This is a genomic window from Rhizobium sp. BK399 (assembly GCF_014194695.1).
Lineage (GTDB): Bacteria > Pseudomonadota > Alphaproteobacteria > Rhizobiales > Rhizobiaceae > Rhizobium.
Genome location: NZ_JACIAH010000015.1, coordinates 56,173 through 74,777 on the forward strand (window position 1 = coordinate 56,173; position 18,605 = coordinate 74,777).

An 18,605-nucleotide genomic window follows, 5' to 3' on the forward strand; every position below is an offset into this window, starting at 1 on the left:
ATTTCGCCTTGTCTGCCGACAGGTCGCTTCCTTGTCGATCGGTGATGCGGCGACCGGGCGAGTGCCAGCCGTTGGAGTAGCCGAGCATCAGAGATTTGGTCGTGATTTTCTTCGCCAGTTTCTGCGCGCCTTAAAGACTTGATCGGAGGACCAGCCGGATGGAAACAGCAGGATGTGAAATCGGACGTCAGCGTTCGATCGGACCTGAACGACGGCCTGTCCACCTCTTCGTTGCCATGCCTTTGGTGCGCCGCCCATGACAGACATTGAATTCCATCGAGGTCCTGCCAACGGCGCTGGGCAAGATGAGGCTCATACGTCTCAGCAGGCGACGCCCGCTGTCGAACCCCCGCCGCCGCCAATTGCCATCGAGCCCGATCCGGAGTTGACGCCGGAAGAGATAGAGCAGGTGCGCAAGAAGTATCTGCTGAAGCGTTTCTGGATAAGCGCCCGTGGTTACTGGGGTCCTCATGGAGGCAGGCTCGCCTGGGTATGCACGATCGGGTTACTGGGACTGATCGTGATAAACGTCGGCTTCCAGTACGGGATCAATGTATGGAACCGTCGAATTTTCGACGCCATAGAGCAGCGTAATGCTACGACCGTATATTTTCTAAGCGGCGTGTTCCTGCCACTCGTGTTTGGAAGCGTGGTGGTTGTCGCGGCGCAAGTTTCTCTTCGCATGATGATCCAGCGGCGCTGGCGTTCGTGGCTCACGAATGCGGTGCTTGCCCGTTGGCTCGCAAACGGGCGTTACTACCAGTTGAACCTCATCGGCGGAGACCACAAGAATCCCGAAGCGCGTATTGCGGAGGATCTGCGGATCGCCACGGAGTCGCCGGTCGACTTCATCGCCGGCGTCATGTCGGCATTCCTGGCGGCCTCGACCTTCATTGTCGTGCTCTGGACGATCGGCGGAGCGCTGCATGTGACAATCGCAGGCTCGACGGTCACGATTCCCGGCTTTCTCGTCATTACCGCTGTCATCTACGCTGCGATCACATCAAGCTCGATGGTGGTGATCGGCCGCAACTTCGTCCACGTGTCCGAGGTCAAGAATCAGGCGGAAGCCGAATTCCGCTATACGCTGACGCACGTGCGGGAAAACGGAGAGAGCATTGCACTGCTCGGTGGTGAGGAAGAGGAGCGTAGCGACCTCGACAAGACGTTTACCAACGTGCTGAGGCAATGGGCATTGCTTGCAGGCCAGCACCGGCGCACGACGATTGTGTCACAGGGATCGATGCTGTTTGCGCCCGTTGTGCCTGTCCTGCTCTGCGCTCCAAAGTTTCTCGAGGGCAGCATGACACTTGGGCAGGTGATGCAGGCGGCTTCCGCTTTCGCCATTGTTCAAAGCGCGTTTGGATGGCTGGTCGACAACTATCCCCGCCTTGCCGATTGGAACGCCTGCGCACGGCGCATTGCGTCGCTGATGGTGTCGCTCGACGGGCTCGAGCGCGCGGAGCAGAGCGATGCCCTCGGACGCATCAAGCATGGTGACGTCGAGGGCGAGGCGATCCTCAGCCTGAACGACCTGTCCGTCTCGCTCAATGACGGCACCGCGGTGGTCAAGGAAACACAGGTCGAAGTCGTTCCCGGCGAGCGGGTCCTTGTCGCCGGCGAGTCCGGTTCGGGCAAGAGCACGCTGGTGCGGGCCATTGCGGGTCTTTGGCCATGGGGTGGAGGGAGCGTCAATTTCCGGCCTGGTCGGCGACTGTTCATGTTGCCGCAGCGGCCCTATATCCCGTCCGGGACGCTCCGGCGTGCTGTCGCCTATCCTGGTGCAGCCGACAGCTGGTCCCTCGAAATGATCAAGGAGGCCCTCGACAAGGTTGGACTCGACTATCTGAATGACAAGATCGAGGAGGAGGCGCCATGGGACCAGACGTTGTCGGGTGGCGAAAAGCAACGCCTCGCCTTTGCCCGTCTGCTGCTCCACAAGCCCGATCTTGTCGTGCTCGATGAAGCGACATCAGCACTCGATGAGAAGAGCCAGGACAGGATGATGGAGACGATGATCCAGGAATTGCCGAAGGTCACGATCGTTAGCGTCGCGCATCGCGCCGAACTGGAAGCCTTCCATAGCCGGAAGATCACGCTGGAGCGCCGCGAGGGCGGGGCACGACTTGTCAGCGACGAGGATCTCGTCCCGCACAAGAGAAAGCGCAGCCTTCTGTTGCGCCTCATGAAGAACCAGCAGGCCCTGTCGAAAAGCAGCACAAACCTCGGCGCGGCTTCCTCGCCGGACGTCGACTGAACGAGCGCCTCCGCTGCAGCAAGCGGCTCGGGAGGTTCCATGACCGCCGCGCTGTTGTCGCGCCGCCGTCTGCACGATGAGATGGTTGCGCGCTGCCGGGTGGGGATCGCCTGCAATATTACAAGCTTAACCAGGAGATCCATAGCGGGATCGTCAGGCTGGCCGCGAACTCGACACTGAGCGGAGTTCACCAGATGCTGCAGACGCGGCTCAAGCGGATCCGTTTCATCCGTCACGAAGGCGACGAGAAATGGGCTGCGGCGGTTGCCGAGCACGAGGAAATGATTTTTGCGCTCGAGGCAAGGGACGAGAGCCGGCTCTCGGAAGTTCTCGGCCGGCATCTTGGCAATGCCTGGGAGCGGGTTCGAAGCGCGATCTAGGTCACCACGGACGAGCCGGCGCGTTTCGGTGCAACCGGCGCCGGCCATGGCCTGTCGAATGAGCAGTGCCGGATCGGCCGAGCTCTCACGAGCATGTTTCAACTCACATCTGGATGATGGGTAGGTTAGCCTATTCCGAAGGGCGCCTTTGAGACAGGCGTCCGAATTTCGCGCACGCGATGGCGTTGTGTTCGTCCTCTCGCGGCAAGAAGCCTGTCCATCTCCTGTTGGCGGTTGCCAAAGCTTTCGATCAATCGCCGGGCTTCTCCCCTGTTCAGGCAATACTGCTTCTGCAGCGCGGCGAGCGTATACATTCCATGCACGTCTTCAGTCATGTCGGCTCCTTTCCCATTGGAAACAGGGCCGGCTCCGCACTGGTTCCGTCACGCTATAAGACCTGTTGTAACCATTTGGTGAGCGCCTTGCACTGACAAGTGCGCCTTTCCGGCCCGATGTCCCGGGCGGGAAACAACGTGTGCCAACCGGCGACAGAAATTGCATACTAAGATCGCATGCATTTTTGCGCGCAAGTTGTAGACATATTTTCGCGCGGCCGCTACAAGAAGGTACCGTTCTCCTGATCAGTGCGATCGCTTGGCGGCCGCTGGGGACTTGTTCCTTTCGGCTGTTGCGATGCTGGGCGCTTCAAAGACAAAGATATGACTGACATGATCGACATGCTTTTTAAGAATGCCAGACTTTCTGACGGCGGCACCTACGATATTGCGGTCGCAGATGGGCGGATCAGATCGATTGCAGACAAGGGCAGCGACGCCGAAGCGGGATGCGTCATCGATATCGCTGCAGAGCTTCTTGTCCCCGGCTTCGTCGAGGGCCACATCCATCTCGACACCAGCTTCTACGGCGATGCCTGGATTGCGCACAAGCCTTGTTCCAACGGCTTCGACGTCCATGAGCGCGTGGCCTTCCAGGCGCAGAACATGGCAATCGCCGCACCCATGGACGAACGGGCACGAAAGCAGCTCGATCTCTGCATAGCAAATGGCGCGCTGCTGATGCGCAGTCACGTGATGGTTGACGCATCGGTGGGGCTGAAATCCCTGGAGACCATCCTGAAGGTTCGGGAGGAATACCTTGACCTGATCGACATTCAACTCGTCGCCTTTCCTCAGGGCGGCATTCTGAAAAGTCCGGGAACGGCGGAGCTGCTGGACGAGGCCATCGTTCTAGGCGCCGATCTCGTCGGCGGCCTCGATCCATTGAGTTTCGACCGGGACATCAAGGGGCATCTCGATGTCGTCTTCGGGATTGCGGAGAGGCGCGGCGTTGACGTCGACATTCACCTCCACGACCCGGGAACGCTTGGTTCCTTCACAATCGAAGAAATCTGCGCGCGCACGACTGCGCTCGGCATGCAGGGACGGGTTGCCATCAGTCACGCCTACGGACTTGGTGACCTTTCCCCCGAGGCCGCCGGCAAGAGTGCGGGCCTGCTTGCGAGGAGCGGTGTATCGATCATGACCAATGCGCCCGGCAGCCATAACTTTCCGCCGGTTGCGCTCCTGAGGAGCGAAGGGGTCGTGGTTTTCAGCGGCAGCGACAACATTCGCGATTCCTGGTGGCCTTACGGCGATGGCGACATGTTGAGGCGCGCAGAGATCATTGGCTACCGTTCGGGTTTCTACACGGATGCAGAGCTCGATGCTGCGTTCGATGTCGTCACCTCAGGCGGTGCCAAGGCCCTCAATGTCGAAGGCTACGGCATCGAGGTCGGGGCGAGGGCGGATTTCGTGACACTTGCGGCGAGCCACGTCCCCGAAGCTGTCGTTTCTGTTCCGAAAGGTCGCCGCGTGTTCAAGGCCGGCAGGCTCGTCGCCGAGAACGGTGCGATCATCAATCGCCGCTGATTGAACGGACGCTCCAGTCAAGAGCGCCGTTCAACATCAGGAAGCTGTCGCCTCCGGCTGCCAGGACGCCTGAGTGTCGAGGGCGGCATGAGAGGATCATCGAAGCGCCGCGGAACTATGTCGGGCGATGGGCTGGACGAAGCGTGAGGCGCTCGATCCTGCCCGCCAGCGAGAAGATCAGAACCTCGATATCCGTGTCGATCCTGTCGCCGTCCAGGAGCCTGACGACGTCATCGACACCCGATGTCGGCTGGCCGTCGATCGCCAGCAGGTAGTCTCCTTCGTGCAGCCCTGCGCGGGCTGCAGGGCTGTCCGTTTCGACCCGGCGCAGGCGCACGGCTGTCGTCTGCGCAAGGCCGGCCTGAAGCGCAATGCGGCGATGCAGTTCGACGGTGTCGGCTGCAATGCCGATATAGGCGCGTCTCACATGTCCGAAGCGGAGCAGTTCCGACACAACATGCTTGGCGGTGTTGGAAGCGACGGAAAATGCGATGCTCTGTGCGCCCTGGATCACCGCTGTATTGACGCCGATAACCTCGCCTGCCGACGATACGAGCGGCCCGCCGGAGTTGCCGGGGTTAAGCGCTGCATCCGTCTGGATGATATCGTCCATCAGGCGACCGCTTGCCCCTCGCATCGAACGCCCGAGCGCTGAAACGATGCCAGCCGTCACGGTCCATTCAAAGCCGAGCGGATTGCCGATCGCGATTGCGATATGGCCGCGCTTCAACGATTTGGAATCGCCCAGTCTGGCAAAAGCCCCAGACCAGTCGTTGGCACGAATGAGCGCCAGATCACTGTCGGGGTCGCGGCCAAGGACCTTCCCTTCGATCGCGAACCCCTCCGGTGTCTTGATGCGGACGGTCCGGCTGTCTTCGACGACATGGTTGTTGGTGACGACAAGACCATCAGGTGAAATTGCAAAGCCGGATCCGTGTCCGGCGCGGCCACTCACACGTTCGATGCGGCTGACGGCGGGGCCAACCAGATCGACCGCGTTCGATACCGATTGCGAATAGGCATCCAGCAGCCCCGCGTCAGACGGCTGGATGTCGCGATCAATGAATCCCATGAAAGACTCCTCGGACGCAGGAAGCGTCGAAGTGAGGAACGGCAGCGGCTGCGGAAAGCGAGGGGCTGTCGGTTCGACAGGTTGAACAACGATGATCAGATGAGGTGGCTCAGATCCCAAATCAAGTGGGCAGGGCCGTCGGCCCGAAACTTGGTCGCTGACCGGTGAGCTTCACCGAAAGTTGACTTTCGAGCGGCAGGGCGACGGCGACAATGTGCTACATTTCTCGCAGCGGGACGATCGAACGGAGGCCTGATGCTTGCAACACTTGCAGTGCTCATGAGTTTGTCAGGTCCGACGCCGGCCGCCGCACTGCCGGCAGGAGGCGAGGTCGACGTCAAGCTCGTGCTCGCGGTCGACACGTCCCGGTCCATGGACCAGGAAGAGGTTCGCATCCAGCGTGAGGGCTACGTCGAGGCGCTGAAACACCGCGAGTTCATCGAGGCAGTGACCGGCGGGCTCAACGGCCGCATCGCGATCAGCTATTTCGAATGGGCGGGCTATGTGGTTCCGGATTCGGTCATCGACTGGCAACTGATTGCCACGGAACAGGACGCCATCGACTTTGCTGCAAGGCTAGAAGAGCGGCCGATCACGACGCAGCGCCGGACATCGATCTCGACAGCCATAGCGCAGGGCGCGGCCATGATCGTTTCGAGCCCTTATAACGGTCGGAGGCAGGTGGTCGACGTCTCGGGTGATGGCACAAACAATTCCGGCAATCGCGTTGAGCCAACCCGCGACAAGGCCGTCGAGGCCGGAATCGTCATCAACGGGCTTGCACTGATGCTGCGTCCCTCCGGCGCGCCAGGCGGCCTCGACAAATATTACGCGGACTGTGTGATCGGCGGGCCAGGTTCCTTCGTCCTGCCGGTCTACAAGATCGAGGACTTCGCGACCGCAGTGCGACGAAAACTTGTCCTCGAGGTGAGTGGCTTTGTTCCTCTTCCCTTCTCACACAGGATTGCCGACCAGGCGAAGACGGATTGCATGATCGGCGAGCGGCAATGGCAAGACATGTTCGATCGCTGAACGCCCAGATGACTGGATTGCTTCACGGACAATGGTTCAACGCCTCGCGCAGAACCTCGTAGACCCTGTCGTCAAGAGACTGGGAGACATTGAAGCGCATGTATTGCGTCGCAGACTGGGAGAGGCTGAAGGCGTTTCCCGGCGCCAGAACCACACTTCTGTCCAGCGCGGCGCGAGCGACCTTTGCAGCGTCGGCATTCCCCGGAAGTCGACACCAGAGAAACATTCCTGCCTGGGGTTCGACAAAGGGAAGGATGCCGAGCGGCTTCAGCCGTCTGCTGACGTCGAGCGTCGACTTCGAGAGGCGTGTGCGCAGGGCTTCGACGTGCTTGCGGTAGCTGCCGTCGCTCAGCACCTTGTAGACGAGCTCGGCAGAAAGCCGTCCGCCGCCGAACGAGGTTGCGATCTTGAGGTCGATGACGCTCTCGATCCACTCCTTCCTTGCCGCGATGAATCCGCACCGAGCCGAGGCCGAAAGGGTCTTTGAGAAACTGCCGATATGGACCACCCGGTCAAGGCCGTCGAATGCGGCGAGCCGGGGCGCAACGGTGTGCTCGAAATCCGCGAAGATATCGTCCTCGATAATGGTCAGGTCGAACTGGTCGGCAAGCTTCAGGACCCTGTGGGCGACAACAGGTGAAAGCGTGGCGCCGGTCGGATTATGAATCGCCGAGTTGGTGATGTAGAGGCGGGGGCGATGCTCAGCCAAGACCTGCGCGAAAAGATCGATGTCAGGCCCCGACGACGTATAGGGGACGCTGACCATGGTTGCACGATGGGCCCGCAACAGCGCCTGGAAGTTGAAATAGCATGGGTCGTCGACGAGCACGGTATCGCCGGGCTCGAGAAAGAACCGGCACAGAAGATCGATCGCCTGGGTTCCGGACTCCGTCAGCATGATCTGGTCGGGCGATGCTTCCATTCCGCGGTCCGCCATGCGCCTTGCAATGAGCTGTCGCAGCGGCTCCAGGCCAAGAGGGGAGCCATAGTCGGAAAGAGCCGTGTCGTCGCTGCGCGACAGCGCGCGCAAACCCTTGCGGATCGCTTGATTGGGAAGCCAGGACGAGGGCAGCCAGCCGCAGCCTGGTTTCGGGTCGCTCTCTCTTGCCTCCAGTGATTGTCGCGATACCCAGAACGGGTCGACGGCGCGATCGAGTTTGGGACCGGCAGCCGACAGCGAGAATGGCGCGGCCTGTGGGGCAACAAAGAACCCGGACCCGGGCCTGGAGACAATGACGCCTTCCCCGACCAGGCGCTCATAGGCGTCGACAACTGTCGATGTGGAAACGCCAGATATTGCAGCCATCGCCCTGACCGAGGGCAGTCTTGCCCCGGCTGTCAGGCTTCGCCCGGCTATCCTATGGCGGATGGTTGCCATGACGGTCTCGACGCGGGTGAGGGTGTGTTGGCCGGCTTCTTCCATCTGTATGGCTGCCTCTAGCATAACAGTTTTGTCAAACTGTATCAGACTGTCGCTGGTATTGTCAGCGGTTTGGCGCGATCAAGGCGGCTCTGAGACGAGGTATTTCCATGGAACGTTCAACATCCGGATGGCTCAGCGGCTTTATCGGTGTCGTGATCTTCAGCGGATCGCTGCCTGCCACGCGGCTGGCGGTGGCGCAATTCGATCCGATATTCCTGACCGCAACACGGGCAGCGATCGCCGGCGTCCTCGCACTTTTGCTGCTGATCTGCTTTTCCGAGAAACGTCCTGAAAGGCGTGACATCCCATCACTGCTGATTGTGGCGGCAGGGGTTGTCGTCGGCTTCCCGCTTCTGACCGCGCTTGCATTGCAGCACATCACATCAGCGCATTCGATCGTGTTCGTCGGCCTGCTGCCACTTGCGACGGCCGCCTTTGGCGTCATCCGCGGCGGCGAGCGCCCCAAACCTCAATTCTGGCTGTTTGCGGTCACGGGAAGCGCGGTTGTCTGTACCTTCGCCATTCTGCAAGGACTGACCGCAGCACCGGTCGGCGACGGACTGATGCTTGCTGCGATCGCGCTTTGCGGCCTTGGCTACGCCGAAGGTGCAACACTGTCCCGGCGACTGGGAGGATGGCAGGTGATTTCCTGGGCGCTCGTCCTGTCATTGCCCGTCATGGCCGCTCTTTCGCTGTTGTCGATGCCGTCGAGCTTTTCCGGAATCCAGGCGCCAGCGATGGCTGGTCTCGCCTATGTGTCGCTGTTCAGCATGCTGATCGGCTTCATTTTCTGGTACCGAGGCCTTGCTCTTGGCGGTATCGCCGGCGTCGGCCAGTTGCAATTGCTGCAGCCGTTTTTCGGCCTGATCCTGGCGGCTACATTGCTCAATGAAACCGTCACCTGGGCGATGTTTGCGGTGACGGCGGCCGTGGTCGCCTGCGTCGGCGCCGCCCGCAGGTTCGCGCGTTGACCGCTGGCCATTGCCAGCACTCAGGAAAAGACAGGCCTAGGCCGCGTCCCGTTCTACTGCGGCCGGGTCGTGTCCGACGAGAATCATTGCCTGCGAACAGGTCATGCCCCTTGATGCCATGAGCAGCAGGCTGAGTTCCACGGCCCGCGGAACGGGTACTTCGCCGCTCGCCCAGCGACGGCACGTGATGTAGTCAATCTGGAAAAGCTGCTGGACGGTCCCCGCTGTCAATCCGACTACAGCAAGCGCCGCCTTGTATTCAGAGGGTTTCATTGTTGCGTCCCATGCGCGATTCGAGCGCGCTTTATTTCGTTGCTGACGAGATTAGGTTCTTTTAATTTTAACGAACCCTCATATGCGACATATGGTGTCCTTCCTGCGACAATGCGGCTGCGTCGCCCTCCATAAAACGAAAGTTTCCAGCGCGGTGATGCGCAGGAAGAACGGAGACGCCCACATCAATTTAGCACAGGCTTGCTTAATAGGGTTGAAAGGTCTTGCTGCGACGATCAGATTGATTAAAACTGGATGCAGCATGATGACTTCGATACGAATGCGTTGGCTGCAATTGGGCCTGATTGTCCTGTCGTTTGCGGGCTGCACGAGCGTGGAACCTCTCGACACATCTTTGACAACACAATCCACGCCGCAAATCAGGCAGGCCGACACCTCGATCATTGCCGAGAGAGTCGGGGAGTCGGCCGTCGGCGTCGAACCGCTTGCCTGGGCCAATCCGTCGACCGGGAGCACTGGCGTGATAGAGGAAATCACCGTTGCACCAGGGTTGGATGGAGAATGCAGAAATTTCGTGACAACGCAGCGCTCCCTGCAGGGCGAATCACGAATCAAGGGTGTCGCATGCCATTCTGCCAATGCGGGTTGGAAGGTCAGCCCGGCAAATTGAAAGCCAGTGCTCGCGTCGGCCTCATGGGTGGATGACGGCCAGAAGCGGCAGGTTTCCAACCGATCCCGGGGACACGGGATCTTTTGGCAATGACGATCCAATCAAAGCCAATTTGGGTAGAGACCCGATCATATAGTTTAATCAATCGCGGTCGGACGACATCGAGAAAATCTACCAAGGCCGCAATACCCTGACCTGAAAAGGGCTCCAAGCATGGCAACGCCACGAAGAGCTTGCAAAGATCACAAAAGGTCTGGCCGAGTTTTACGAATGGTATGAAAGCGGAGATGCCCTCGAAACCCACAAGGACAGCGAATCAAAAGCCAATAGGGTTTACGCAACCGCCATTGCTGGCATCCTCGAATTGGCCCACAAGAACAGTAGCTCTCCACATCATGTCTTGTCTTTGGCCGGGCATCAGTATCTGGGTGGGTTGGGAAAGAACGACAATCGCCTCCGTGTGACCAGCGATGTACTCAGTCTAACTTCGGGCGTTGCGGCAAAAATCGAGGGTGTCGAGAACTGGCCGTGATTCCGGATCGGTGTGAGGTTTTGGGAGCCGATTCCGCCGGATTGTTAAGTCCATTCCGCTTGCGTTTGAGGCGCAGGCGGAGTTCTCCAACAAAAACAACAACGCCGTTTGCGCCTCGGTCTGAGGCGCTATAGCCCCGCTTCCTTTCCGAGGAGGCTGACGGGCCTGCCCGCAGCCTCGCGGAGACCGTTGCCAGCACAAGCCTTACCTGGCGCAAACTGCGACGGTATCATCGTCAAGGCTGACGAAGGAAACGCCGCCGCTTTCGAAGGCAAGGCGCAGTTGCGCCTCCGTTGCCCGATGGACGTCATGTCGGTTGCCTTCGTAGTCACGCACGGTGCTCCTTGATACGCCAGATCGGTCAGCGAGTTCGCTCTGGGTCCAGTCGAGGAGCCCGCGCGCCGCGCGACAGAGTGCCGGCGTCAAAATCTTGGCATTGATAGCTTGACCCATTGTGCAAACCTGCCCATATTGGTTATTATCTAACATATATAGCAGTTTCACTTGCTTTGCTAGACGCTGTAGCGGGTTGTCCGCGGTCGACCGGGCGGAAAAGAAAAGGATCATGGTGTTGGGATAACAGGCGGACCATATCTACTCGTTATCCTGCTCGTCCTGCCCTTCGCAGGAAGTCTCCTGTCCGTATGTCTGCTGAACACCACATCCCGCCGCCTTCCGGCCGGCCTTGCGGGGCTGGCGACACTTGCCGCACTTCTTCTGACCGCCAGCCTCTATCCGGCCGTGTCGGATGGCGGGGTTGTCAGGTACAGCGCTGCCTGGTTGCCCCAGCTTGGTCTCGACTTCTCGCTGCGCATGGATGGTTTCGCATGGATATTTTCCATGCTCGTGACCGCAATCGGGCTGCTCGTCGTCGTCTACGCACGCTACTACATGTCTGAGGCAGACCCGGTTCCGCGATTCTTCTCGTTCCTGCTCGCTTTCATGGGCGCAATGCTCGGCATCATCATCTCGGGAAACGTCATCCTGCTGTCGGTATTCTGGGAAATGACGAGCATCTTCTCGTTCCTCTTGATTAGCTACTGGCACAACAGTGCGGCCGCCCGCGACGGTGCCCGCATGGCGCTCACGGTGACGGGTATCGGTGGCTTCTGCCTGCTGATCGGCCTGCTTCTTCTTGGGCATATCGTTGGAAGCTACGACCTCGACAAAATCCTGGATTCGGGTGACCTCATCCGCGCCCATGCGCTCTACGTGCCAGCGCTCATCTTCGTTCTGCTCGGGGCGCTGACCAAGAGCGCGCAATTCCCCTTCCACTTCTGGCTACCGAACGCCATGGCGGCGCCAACGCCGGTATCCGCGTTCCTGCACTCGGCCACCATGGTTAAGGCAGGGGTCTTTTTACTTGCGCGCTTCTGGCCGGCATTGTCGGGGACCTTTGAGTGGTTCTGGATCGTCGGTGCCGCCGGCATGATAACACTTCTGCTCGGGGCTTACTTCGCGATGTTCCAGCAGGACATGAAAGGACTGCTCGCCTATTCGACCATTAGCCATCTCGGGCTGATCACCACCTTGCTCAGCCTTTCGAGCCCGCTGGCCACGGTCGCTGCGATCTTCCACATGCTGAACCACGCGACTTTCAAGGCCTCTCTCTTCATGGCAGCCGGCATCATCGACCACGAGACCGGCACGCGTGACATGCGAAGGCTGAGCGGTCTGTTTCGTTTCATGCCCTATACCGCGACCCTTGCCATCGTTGCGAGCGCGGCCATGGCCGGCGTTCCGCTGCTCAACGGATTTCTCTCCAAGGAAATGTTCTTTGCCGAGGCGGTCGAGACGCATGCGGACTCGATCCTCGATCGCATCCTGCCCTATGTCGCCACCGTCGCATCCGCATTCAGCGTCGCCTATTCGCTCCGCTTCATTCACAGCGTCTTCTTTGGTCCTCCTCCGGTCGACCTGCCGGTCAAGCATCCCCACGAGCCGCCGCGCTTCATGCGCTTTCCGATCGAACTGCTGGTCGTCCTTTGCCTGATTGTCGGCATCATTCCGGCGCTGTCGATCGGACCGTTTCTCAGGGCTGCGGTGATCGGCGTGCTTGGCAGCGATACTCCGGATTACAGCTTGGCCATCTGGCATGGCGTCAACCTGCCACTGATCATGAGCCTGATTGCGCTTGTCGGCGGGACGGCGATCTTTCTGACGCTGAAGGACTATTTCGCGCGCTGCGAGGACGGCCCCCCCTTGCTGCGACGCCTCAAGGGCCAGCGCATTTTCGAGCGTGCCCTGGTCGAGGTCTCATGGCACTGGGCCCGCATTGCCGAGCAGCGTCTCGGGACGCGCAAGCTGCAGCCCCAGCTCCGTTGGGTCGTGATCATGGGCTTTGCCGCCGGTCTTGTGCCTCTTTATCTCAGGGGTTTCGAAAGCCGCCCCTTTCAGAATTCCGGCGTTGACCCGGTGTTTGCCATCCTCTGGACAATTGGCATCTGCCTGGCGATCGGTACGGCCTATCTTGCCAAATACCATCGGCTGGCGGCGTTGATCATGCTCGGCGGTGTCGGTCTGATCGTCTGCACGACGTTCGTGTGGCTTTCGGCGCCCGATCTTGCGATTACCCAGCTTCTTGTCGAGATCGTCACCACCGTCCTCATTCTCCTTGGTCTGCGGTGGTTGCCGAAGCGCACGGAGGGAATTGGCGAGGCGATGACGCTGCGCGCCCGCTTCCGCCGCTTTCGGGATTTCGCTCTCGCCGTTGTCTGCGGGATCGCAATGTCGTTCATGGCCTATGCTGTCATGACCATGCCAGTCCCCGACGCGATCGCAAACTACTTCCTTGAAAACGCCTATTCCGAAGGAGGAGGTCGCAACGTCGTCAATGTCATTCTCGTCGATTTTCGCGGTTTCGACACGCTCGGCGAAATTGCCGTCCTCGGCGTCGCGGCGCTCACGGTCTATGCCTTGCTGCGCCGCTTCCGCCCCGCTGCCGACAGTATGGACATGCCGGAGCAGCAGCAAATCCAGAACCGGTTCGACGAGGAGCGGCCGGAGCGGTCGGCCGGGGATACTGTCCGGGACTACCTCTTGATCCCCTCCGTCATCATGCAGTGGATGTTTCCTGTCATCATTACCCTTTCCGTCTACATCTTCATGCGTGGTCATGATCTTCCAGGTGGCGGCTTCTCGGCCGGCCTGACCCTCTCGATCGCCTTCCTGCTGCAGTATCTTGCGGGCGGAACGCGCTGGGCTGAGGACCGTATTCGCATCCTGCCATTGCGCTGGATGGGCGCAGGGCTTTTGACGGCTGTTCTGACCGGTGCGGGCGCCTGGGTTCTCGGCTATCCGTTCCTGACCTCGCATTCGCGGTATATCGACCTGCCGCTGATCGGCAAGATCCCCGCCGCCTCCGCGCTTTTGTTCGACCTCGGCGTCTTCAGCCTGGTCGTTGGCTCGACGGTGCTCATTCTCGTCGCACTCGCCCACCAGTCCATCCGCATCAACCGCCTGCGCGCCATCGACGCTGCCAAATCGGAGGCGAGGTAATGGAACTTGTCCTGTCCATTGCGATCGGCGTGATGACCAGCTGCGGGATCTGGCTCATTCTGCGCCCTCGCACCTACCAGGTGATCGTCGGACTGTCGCTGCTGTCCTATGCCGTGAACCTGTTCATCTTCGGAGTGGGCGGTGTGAAGGCCAATGTCCCGCCCATCCTCGGGGATGACGTTGCGGCAGCCGCCCTTGCCGACCCGGTACCGCAGGCGCTCGTCCTCACGGCCATTGTCATTGGCTTTGCAACGACCGCGCTGTTTCTCGTCGTGCTGCTTGCCTCGCGGGGTCTGAGCGGAAATGATCATGTCGACGGGAGGAACGAGCCGCGATGACCGGCTTGATGCATCACCTCATCGTCGCGCCGATCCTGCTTCCGCTGGTCGCAAGTGCAATCCTGCTTCTGGTCGATGAGCGTCGCCGCACGACCAAGGCGATGATCAGCCTCGGCTCAACGCTCTTTCTGATCCTCGTTGCCCTTGTCTTGTTCCGGACCGAAATCGGGCAAGGCGACTTCGAAGGGGTCTACCTCGTCGGCAATTGGGCGGCCCCCTTTGGCATCGTGCTGGTGCTGGATGCACTGTCTGCGCTGATGCTGCTCCTGACCGCGCTTCTGGCGGTTTCGGCGCTGGTCTTTTCACTTGCCCGCTGGCATGCGGTGGGCGCCCACTTCCACAGCATGTTCCAACTCCTGCTGATGGGGGTCAACGGTGCCTTCCTCACAGGTGACCTCTTCAATCTGTTTGTATTTTTCGAGGTCATGCTGGCTGCATCCTATGGTCTCCTGCTGCATGGCTCGGGGCCGCTCAGGGTCAAGGCGGGGATGCACTACATCGCCGTCAACCTGGTTGCGGCGCTGCTCTTTCTGATCGGTGTCAGCCTCATCTACGGCACGGCGGGGACATTAAACATGGCAGATCTTGCTGCCCGCATTCCCGAGATCGAACCGGATCGCCGCATGCTGATGGAAGCCGGTGCCGGAATTCTCGGGATCGTGTTCCTGATCAAGGCCGGCATGTGGCCGCTCTGCTTCTGGCTGCCCACCGCCTATAGTGCCGCCTCCGCACCGGTTGCCGGAATTTTCGCCATTATGAGCAAGCTCGGCATCTATGTCATCCTGCGCCTGACGATGTTGCTGTTCAGTGTAGGGCCGTCGGCCAGCTTCGGAACTGTCGTGCTGCTTTATGGCGGGATGGCGACCCTCATCTTCGGGACCATTGGCGTGCTTGCCTCGCAGGCACTCGGGCGCCTGGCGGGATTTTTCGTGCTGGTGTCGTCGGGAACGCTTCTGATGGTCATCGGGATCAACGACGGTGCGATTTCCTCAGGCGCGCTGCTTTACCTCGTTAGCTCGACGCTGTCGATCAGCGCCTTTTTCATGCTGATAGAGCTTGTCGAACGCGGCCAGGACGCTGGCGCCAACGTGCTTGCGGTGACCATGGAAGCCTATGGGGATGCCGAGGACGACGAAGCCGCGGAAAGCGAAGGTGTCACGATGCCCGGCACCATGACGATCCTCGGGATCTGCTTTGCCGCATGTGCCGTGCTGCTTTCCGGCCTGCCTCCGCTGTCGGGATTTGTCGCTAAATTCGCGATGCTTTCGACGATGATGGGAGCAGGGGCGATCGGCGTGCCGCCGACAGCGGCGGTCTGGGCCCTGGCCGTTCTTGTGATCCTCTCCGGTGTCGCAGCGCTGATTTCCATGACGCGGGCCGGAATTCGCACCTTCTGGAGTTCGCTTGAGGGAACGGTTCCGCGCGTGCTGGTCATCGAGGTCGTGCCCGTCTTGTTCCTGCTTGCACTCACGCTTGCGCTCACGGTCCAGGCCGGTCCCGCGATGCAGTACATGGATGCCACCATCCGCAGCCTGAGCAGGCCGGGCCTCTATATCGATGCGGTAAGAGATGCGGTGAGACTTCCTGCCTACCGGGATGCAGCCACCGACGGCGATGAGGAGGGCAGATAGTGCTTCCGTATCCGATTCTCACCCTTTTTCTGGTGCTGATGTGGTTGCTGCTCAACGGGTTCAGCCTCGGTCAGCTCGTGCTTGGCATCCTCGTTGCCGTCTTTGCCTCCTGGGCCATGGCATCGTTGCGCACCGAGCGACCGGCCCTGGCGAAATGGTATCTTCTTCCGAAACTGTTCTTCCGGGTTGTTGTCGATATCGCGGAGTCCAATCTTTCGGTCTCATGGATCATCCTCCGACGCGGCCGGCGGCACGATCCCGGCTTTCTCAGCATCGAACTGGAAGTTCGCAACCCCTTTGCCCTGGCGTTGCTTGCGATCATCCTGACAAGCACGCCAGGGTCTGCATGGCTTGAATACGACTCCAATGACAACACGGTTCTCCTGCATGTCCTCGACATCCAGAACGAAGCGGTGTGGCGCAACACGATCAAGAACCGGTACGAGAAAATGCTTATGGAGATATTCGCATGAGTGCCATCATTGTGTTTACCGCGGTTTCGATTGCGCAGCTGATGCTGGTTGCGGCGATGGCGATTGCCTCGATCAGAATGTTCATCGGACCCCGTGCTCAGGACCGCATCATCGCCCTCGATACGTTCTACATCAATGCAATGCTTCTCTTGGTTACCTTCGGTGTCGGCACCGGCCGCGTGGTCTACTTCGAGGCAGCACTTGTCATCGGCATGCTTGGCTTCGTTGCCACCGTTGCCCTCGCCAAGTTCCTGATGCGCGGGGAGGTGATTGAATGATCTATGAAGCGACAGATCTTCCCCTTCCGGTCGCCATAGCGGTTGCGGTCTTCCTGCTGCTTGGTGCGACCCTTGCGCTGATCGGAGCAATCGGATTTCTGCGACTGCCGACCTTCTATGAGCGCATCCATGCGCCGACACTCGGCACGAGCTGGGGGATAGGCGGTATCATGCTCGGCTCGATGATCTTCTTTTCGGTCGGCTCCGAACGATTGGTCATTCACGAAATCCTCATCGGAATCTTTGTCACCGTGACGACGCCGGTGACCTTCATGCTGCTCGCGCGCGCCGCTCTCCACCGTGACCGGACGGAGAGGAATCCGGAGGTTCCCGGCAAGCAGACAGGCGAAGCCGAGGTTTGAAACTCTCTGGTCGGCCGCCCTACAGCCACTCGTCAGGCTCTTTCGCCTCTATGGCGGGCAGAGATCTCGCGATAAAAGCGACGTGGGCGGCATGGCAGTTCCAACACAGGCACGGACATCCCGATCGCCCGATGTGCATCTTCCGAAGGGAGAGCATCGACCCTTGCCGCGTGCCGCATCCAGCTGATCGCAGCGGCGGCCGGGCTGCGGACGATCAACTCTTCAGCTGCACCAACAAATCCTTGCGGGGCGATCTTGATTGGACCTCGTTGTCCCCTAGCTCCATAAAAAGGGGCGAAGAGTGCCTCGACGGGGCCGCGCAACTTTCAGCCGGATGGAGCCCACCATGAAACATCAAACATTGGAACAACTGCAGGCAATTGCGGGGATCGACCAGGCGTTTCCGCAACGGTTAATGTCTCGCAACGAACGTCTCACGCGCTGGGTTGAGCTCCTTGAGGCAAGCCCGCATCGGCGGCTGGCAACGCTCTATCAGACCGAGCATCAGCCGACGTCAATCCTGTCGCGCCTGCGTAGCGACAATTCGCCGATTTCGGTCGCGTTCGAGGATCCGATCCTGCGTACTTCCGGCCTTGAAGGGGATACCTATGGCGAGGCCAAGACCTTCTTCGGTCTGACCGACGGCGAATTGCATAACGTTCTGTGCTATTGCCATTTCGGCGCAACGGTCAGCGCTGCAACGGCGGCCCACTATGTCCGCGGAATCCTCGGCACGGAAAAGCCGACCCTGTTTGCGCGGCTACGGGCCCTGTTCATGTCCTGAGGGTGTCGACAGGGCACAGGAAAGAATCTGCCCGGCTTGCCGTCCGTCTGAACGACGGCCGGCCCGACGTGACGGGGTCAATCACCCTGGTCGCCGGACAAACCTGTCTGCTCCTGCAGGGTGCTGAGGCATTGATCGTTATGGGCAAAGCGGAAAATGCTGTAAACCGCCAGGCCAAGTTCATCGCTGCCTGATATGGTGACGCTCGCCGACTGTGCATTCTTGTACTTTGCGCTGAGATTATCCCATTGCTCAAAGACCTGCCGTTCCTGCGCCACCACGGCGTCCCGGAACATTCCGTCCTTGCCGTATTTGGACCTGGCAGCGTGATCAACCTTTTCGTCGGCCGGACCAAACTCGGACGCGAGCAGTGACGCGGCCTCCTTGTAGACCTGTCGCGTAGTGGTGCCGCGCTGGTCGTCATTGATATAGCGCGACACGGCAACGACATTGCATATCCCCATGCCTTGAACATAGGCGAGCACGTACTGGTCATAGAGGTCGCTCCCACCCGGCAGGCTGGAGCATGTATACTGACCCGTCGTATCGGCGCCGTCTCCGTAGATCGGCTTGCAGCCCAATGCCGATGGCAGCGAATCCTGCGCAACACCAAACGGCCTGAACGCCGGTGGCGCCGATTCAGTTGGCGAAATGGAGGCGGTAACGGTCGAGGCAGCAGCGAGGACCACGGACGTCAGAATATCGATCAAGGCCATCGAATCACTCCCGAGCAAGATCGGGCCATAGCACGCCAGCGCCCGACGCGAAGCAGACCCACGCTCAAAGCATGGGCGGGCATCAC

The 18,605-nt window shown here is 60.0% G+C and carries 18 protein-coding genes and 1 pseudogene; 13 read left to right on the forward strand and 6 right to left on the reverse strand.

All coding sequences use genetic code 11. The features are described 5' to 3' along the window. Nucleotides 1-256: 256 nt before the first annotated feature. Together FHT97_RS24275 and FHT97_RS24280 are read left to right on the forward strand one after the other, a co-directional pair. A complete protein-coding gene (locus FHT97_RS24275; RefSeq protein WP_183864510.1) occupies nt 257-2,257 on the forward strand; it encodes an ABC transporter ATP-binding protein/permease in 2,001 nt (666 codons plus the stop codon). Nucleotides 2,258-2,320: 63 nt separating this feature from the next. Continuing rightward, nucleotides 2,321-2,637, forward strand: a pseudogene (locus tag FHT97_RS24280) (FCD domain-containing protein); the annotation flags it as partial. Between the two features lie 125 nt (nt 2,638-2,762). On the opposite strand, the gene FHT97_RS24285 reads toward FHT97_RS24280, so the two are convergent. Further along, a complete protein-coding gene (locus FHT97_RS24285) occupies nt 2,763-2,972 on the reverse strand; it encodes a hypothetical protein (RefSeq protein WP_183756461.1) in 210 nt (69 codons plus the stop codon). 333 nt (nt 2,973-3,305) lie between these two features. Between FHT97_RS24285 and FHT97_RS24290 the strand changes: the two genes are divergently transcribed. Then, the gene (locus FHT97_RS24290; protein ID WP_183864535.1) at nt 3,306-4,505 is read left to right on the forward strand and encodes an amidohydrolase family protein; all 1,200 of its coding nucleotides are present in this window, start codon (nt 3,306-3,308) and stop codon (nt 4,503-4,505) included. 115 nt (nt 4,506-4,620) lie between these two features. Here the strand turns inward: FHT97_RS24290 and FHT97_RS24295 are convergent, their stop codons facing one another. After that, complete coding sequence (locus tag FHT97_RS24295; RefSeq protein WP_183756459.1) at nt 4,621-5,577, reverse strand: trypsin-like peptidase domain-containing protein; 957 nt, start codon at nt 5,575-5,577, stop codon at nt 4,621-4,623. Nucleotides 5,578-5,832: 255 nt separating this feature from the next. On the opposite strand from FHT97_RS24295, the gene FHT97_RS24300 reads away from it, so the two are divergent. Next, nucleotides 5,833-6,609 (forward strand): DUF1194 domain-containing protein, encoded by a 777-nt coding sequence (locus FHT97_RS24300; protein WP_183756458.1) that lies wholly within the window; start codon nt 5,833-5,835, stop codon nt 6,607-6,609. 22 nt (nt 6,610-6,631) lie between these two features. Here FHT97_RS24300 and FHT97_RS24305 read toward each other — a convergent pair whose 3' ends face one another. Next, complete coding sequence (locus FHT97_RS24305) at nt 6,632-8,053, reverse strand: PLP-dependent aminotransferase family protein (RefSeq protein WP_183864511.1); 1,422 nt, start codon at nt 8,051-8,053, stop codon at nt 6,632-6,634. An 86-nt stretch (nt 8,054-8,139) separates the two neighbouring features. On the opposite strand from FHT97_RS24305, the gene FHT97_RS24310 reads away from it, so the two are divergent. Next, on the forward strand, nt 8,140-9,003 hold the full coding sequence (locus FHT97_RS24310) for a DMT family transporter (RefSeq protein WP_183864512.1): 864 nt from the start codon (nt 8,140-8,142) through the stop codon (nt 9,001-9,003). Between the two features lie 36 nt (nt 9,004-9,039). Here the strand turns inward: FHT97_RS24310 and FHT97_RS24315 are convergent, their stop codons facing one another. Then, nucleotides 9,040-9,276, reverse strand: a complete 237-nt coding sequence (locus tag FHT97_RS24315; protein ID WP_183756455.1) for a hypothetical protein — start codon at nt 9,274-9,276, stop codon at nt 9,040-9,042. Nucleotides 9,277-9,358: 82 nt separating this feature from the next. On the opposite strand from FHT97_RS24315, the gene FHT97_RS24320 reads away from it, so the two are divergent. Continuing rightward, entirely contained in the window at nt 9,359-9,907 is a 549-nt protein-coding gene (locus tag FHT97_RS24320) for an RT0821/Lpp0805 family surface protein (RefSeq protein WP_246712760.1), read from the forward strand. A gap of 736 nt (nt 9,908-10,643) precedes the next feature. Here FHT97_RS24320 and FHT97_RS24325 read toward each other — a convergent pair. Next, entirely contained in the window at nt 10,644-10,937 is a 294-nt protein-coding gene (locus tag FHT97_RS24325) for a helix-turn-helix domain-containing protein (protein ID WP_183756566.1), read from the reverse strand. A gap of 78 nt (nt 10,938-11,015) precedes the next feature. Between FHT97_RS24325 and FHT97_RS24330 the strand changes: the two genes are divergently transcribed. The 7 genes from FHT97_RS24330 to FHT97_RS24360 all read left to right on the forward strand — a co-directional run bounded on the left by FHT97_RS24330 (nt 11,016) and on the right by FHT97_RS24360 (nt 17,803). Beyond that, nucleotides 11,016-13,937 carry a monovalent cation/H+ antiporter subunit A gene (locus tag FHT97_RS24330; protein ID WP_183864536.1) on the forward strand — a complete coding sequence of 974 codons (2,922 nt, stop codon included), beginning with the start codon at nt 11,016-11,018 and terminating at the stop codon, nt 13,935-13,937. After that, complete coding sequence (locus FHT97_RS24335) at nt 13,937-14,275, forward strand: Na+/H+ antiporter subunit C (protein ID WP_183756454.1); 339 nt, start codon at nt 13,937-13,939, stop codon at nt 14,273-14,275. The genes FHT97_RS24330 and FHT97_RS24335 overlap by 1 nt, the downstream gene beginning before the upstream one ends. Next, nucleotides 14,272-15,906, forward strand: coding sequence for a monovalent cation/H+ antiporter subunit D (locus tag FHT97_RS24340; RefSeq protein ID WP_183756453.1), 1,635 nt, complete (start codon nt 14,272-14,274; stop codon nt 15,904-15,906). The genes FHT97_RS24335 and FHT97_RS24340 overlap by 4 nt, the downstream gene beginning before the upstream one ends. Then, a complete protein-coding gene (locus tag FHT97_RS24345; RefSeq protein WP_183756452.1) occupies nt 15,906-16,379 on the forward strand; it encodes a Na+/H+ antiporter subunit E in 474 nt (157 codons plus the stop codon). The genes FHT97_RS24340 and FHT97_RS24345 overlap by 1 nt, the downstream gene beginning before the upstream one ends. Then, nucleotides 16,376-16,657, forward strand: coding sequence for a K+/H+ antiporter subunit F (locus tag FHT97_RS24350; protein WP_183756451.1), 282 nt, complete (start codon nt 16,376-16,378; stop codon nt 16,655-16,657). Before FHT97_RS24345 ends, FHT97_RS24350 begins: the two co-directional genes overlap by 4 nt. Then, nucleotides 16,654-17,019, forward strand: coding sequence for a monovalent cation/H(+) antiporter subunit G (gene mnhG, locus FHT97_RS24355; protein ID WP_183756450.1), 366 nt, complete (start codon nt 16,654-16,656; stop codon nt 17,017-17,019). Before FHT97_RS24350 ends, mnhG begins: the two co-directional genes overlap by 4 nt. Nucleotides 17,020-17,365: 346 nt before the next feature. Beyond that, a complete protein-coding gene (locus FHT97_RS24360) occupies nt 17,366-17,803 on the forward strand; it encodes a hypothetical protein (protein ID WP_183756449.1) in 438 nt (145 codons plus the stop codon). A gap of 77 nt (nt 17,804-17,880) precedes the next feature. On the opposite strand, the gene FHT97_RS24365 is transcribed toward FHT97_RS24360, so the two are convergent. Beyond that, nucleotides 17,881-18,519, reverse strand: a complete 639-nt coding sequence (locus tag FHT97_RS24365; RefSeq protein WP_183756448.1) for a hypothetical protein — start codon at nt 18,517-18,519, stop codon at nt 17,881-17,883. Nucleotides 18,520-18,605 lie beyond the last annotated feature (86 nt).

What these genes read in the sequence shown, in the direction of transcription:
- FHT97_RS24275 (WP_183864510.1), top strand. Translation starts at nt 257, where the DNA reads ATGACAGACATTGAATTCCATCGAGGTCCTGCCAACGGCGCTGGGCAA.
- FHT97_RS24285 (WP_183756461.1), bottom strand. Translation starts at nt 2,972, where the DNA reads ATGACTGAAGACGTGCATGGAATGTATACGCTCGCCGCGCTGCAGAAG.
- FHT97_RS24290 (WP_183864535.1), top strand. Translation starts at nt 3,306, where the DNA reads ATGATCGACATGCTTTTTAAGAATGCCAGACTTTCTGACGGCGGCACC.
- FHT97_RS24295 (WP_183756459.1), bottom strand. Translation starts at nt 5,577, where the DNA reads ATGGGATTCATTGATCGCGACATCCAGCCGTCTGACGCGGGGCTGCTG.
- FHT97_RS24300 (WP_183756458.1), top strand. Translation starts at nt 5,833, where the DNA reads ATGCTTGCAACACTTGCAGTGCTCATGAGTTTGTCAGGTCCGACGCCG.
- FHT97_RS24305 (WP_183864511.1), bottom strand. Translation starts at nt 8,053, where the DNA reads ATGCTAGAGGCAGCCATACAGATGGAAGAAGCCGGCCAACACACCCTC.
- FHT97_RS24310 (WP_183864512.1), top strand. Translation starts at nt 8,140, where the DNA reads ATGGAACGTTCAACATCCGGATGGCTCAGCGGCTTTATCGGTGTCGTG.
- FHT97_RS24315 (WP_183756455.1), bottom strand. Translation starts at nt 9,276, where the DNA reads ATGAAACCCTCTGAATACAAGGCGGCGCTTGCTGTAGTCGGATTGACA.
- FHT97_RS24320 (WP_246712760.1), top strand. Translation starts at nt 9,359, where the DNA reads ATGCGACATATGGTGTCCTTCCTGCGACAATGCGGCTGCGTCGCCCTC.
- FHT97_RS24335 (WP_183756454.1), top strand. Translation starts at nt 13,937, where the DNA reads ATGGAACTTGTCCTGTCCATTGCGATCGGCGTGATGACCAGCTGCGGG.
- FHT97_RS24340 (WP_183756453.1), top strand. Translation starts at nt 14,272, where the DNA reads ATGACCGGCTTGATGCATCACCTCATCGTCGCGCCGATCCTGCTTCCG.
- FHT97_RS24350 (WP_183756451.1), top strand. Translation starts at nt 16,376, where the DNA reads ATGAGTGCCATCATTGTGTTTACCGCGGTTTCGATTGCGCAGCTGATG.
- mnhG (WP_183756450.1), top strand. Translation starts at nt 16,654, where the DNA reads ATGATCTATGAAGCGACAGATCTTCCCCTTCCGGTCGCCATAGCGGTT.
- FHT97_RS24360 (WP_183756449.1), top strand. Translation starts at nt 17,366, where the DNA reads ATGAAACATCAAACATTGGAACAACTGCAGGCAATTGCGGGGATCGAC.
- FHT97_RS24365 (WP_183756448.1), bottom strand. Translation starts at nt 18,519, where the DNA reads ATGGCCTTGATCGATATTCTGACGTCCGTGGTCCTCGCTGCTGCCTCG.